Source organism: Micromonospora sp. NPDC049044, assembly GCF_040649215.1.
Taxonomy (GTDB): Bacteria; Actinomycetota; Actinomycetes; order Mycobacteriales; family Micromonosporaceae; genus Micromonospora.
Genome location: NZ_JBEZFA010000089.1, coordinates 1 through 1324, shown reverse-complemented (window position 1 = coordinate 1324; position 1324 = coordinate 1). Strand labels below are relative to the sequence as shown.

The 1324-nt window shown below is 68.1% G+C and carries 2 protein-coding genes; both read right to left on the bottom strand.

Annotated features, from left to right (window positions below; genetic code table 11):
• Positions 1–212 (bottom strand): hypothetical protein (locus AB0B85_RS33585; protein ID WP_357413805.1); only part of this gene is annotated, 212 nt, incomplete at its 3' end.
• 164 nt (positions 213–376) lie between these two features.
• Complete coding sequence (locus AB0B85_RS33580) at positions 377–991, bottom strand: hypothetical protein (protein ID WP_357413803.1); 615 nt, start codon at positions 989–991, stop codon at positions 377–379.
• Between the last annotated feature and the right edge of the window lie 333 nt (positions 992–1324).

The following is a 1324-nucleotide window of genomic DNA, read 5'->3' as shown; positions in this document are numbered from 1 at the left end:
CCGGTCACCCGCAAATGCCCCGGCATCTGGGCATTCAGGCCCTCCCGGAACAGATCCGCCTCCGGACCCACGAACTGACTCGTATCCAAACCCGTAATCTGCGCCGCCGCCTGCGACGCCGCCGCACCAAACCCCTGCCACCGACCCGCCGACGACCGAACCGCCGACGGATCACCATCCATCCTGAACAAATGCGCTGGGAATTCAGCCATCGCGCCCGGACCTCCCCGTGTCCACGCCAACCAGCCGCGCCGAATATCGAACATAGACGTGCGACGAACTACGATGGTGACTTCAGTCGCAAATCTCGCACAGTCTGCAACGCAGACGGCGCGGCCGATCTCCGCTGACGGGGTCGGGGTCGCACCGGGGCCTTCTACGCGGTGACGTGTGGGCGGACAGCCAGGCACCGGTGGCGCAGGTTGATCTGGTCGACGGCCTCGGCGTACTTGCCGTGGTAGACGCCGGCGAGGACCACCATCGGGTAACGGGCATCCGCGGCGGTGAGCGCGCTGATCGGCAGCGTGAGGTGGAACAGTTTGCGGATCTCCACAAGCGCCTTCACGCCGGGGTGGTGGGTGACCACGACGTCGATCGGCCCGGCCGCTGCCTCGGTCCTGGCGTGCTCCGCCGCCGGATTGATCGAACGGAAGCCCTCCCCCGCCAGGACCGACAACCGACCGGCGCGCGTGCCGTCGGACGTGCCCACCGCCCCGAGATCGATGAGGACGACCTCGGGATCGGGGACGTTCGTCGCGACGAACAGGCCGACTCCCCCGCCGTCGCTGCCGATCAGCAGCAGACCCGGCGCATATTTCCGGACCTCGTACGTCAGGTTGCGCTCGGCGATCTCGTCGGGACCGTAGACGTAGACGTCGCCTTCGTCGTCCACCGGCCGCACGCCCGTCCACACGTCGAGCAGGGCCTCCGGCGGCCGGGCGCCCACCTGCGCCTCGACCCTCTCGGAGATCGCCTTCCGATCATCGTCCACACGAAACGCTCCCCCCGGATGGCGCCGCTCCCGACCACTCAGCTCGGCGAGCCAGGCCCGGAAATCTTCCTGACCACGCAGGTATACCCCGTCCCCTGCTGAGATCAGCGCCAGCCAACCGGTCGAGTGCCGTCCGAAGGTCACGTGGGACGAGCAGTCGACTCCCGACGACGTGTGCCACCACGACGACGCGCCCGGGGCCCCGATCGATGCCCGGACGCGGTCGTACCAATCGATTAGCCCTGCAACGTCCCCCGGACCTGACCGCGCATCTCCTGCACCGACGTCGTGGTCTGACCCAGAGCACCCTTGACCGAGTCGAGGATCTGCTTC